Origin of the sequence: Vibrio sp. 10N.222.48.A3, from assembly GCF_041475345.1 — a bacterium.
GTDB classification, from domain to species: Bacteria; Pseudomonadota; Gammaproteobacteria; order Enterobacterales; family Vibrionaceae; genus Vibrio; species Vibrio tasmaniensis_A.
On the sequence record NZ_JBFRVX010001159.1, the window covers coordinates 1 to 293 of the forward strand.

1 pseudogene is annotated in these 293 nt (G+C 47.4%); it reads left to right on the forward strand.

The features are described 5' to 3' along the window. Nucleotides 1–65: 65 nt before the first annotated feature. Nucleotides 66–293, forward strand: a pseudogene (locus AB4653_RS24635) (hypothetical protein); the annotation flags it as partial.

The window sequence follows — 293 nt, forward strand, 5'->3', positions numbered from 1 at the left end:
AGCTAGGGTGACCAGTTAATTACTACGATTGGTATGGTACCACGGATCGGTAGAAGGAGAGGGCTATGGTATTTTCAACGTTTCAGTTCTTGATCACCACATTATTAGCGGTTGTTTGCGCGAGAGCAATCAGTTTAAGTGAGGGAGATATCCCAGTACTTGCAATGGTCATTCCTGCATTATGGATTCTACCGCAGGGTGGTATCGCAGGTTTAGCTTTGCTTGCTGCCATGACCACTTACGGTCTAACCCTTCCTTTGCAACCCATCACGCTCTCAGTCAGTGTGTGGGTG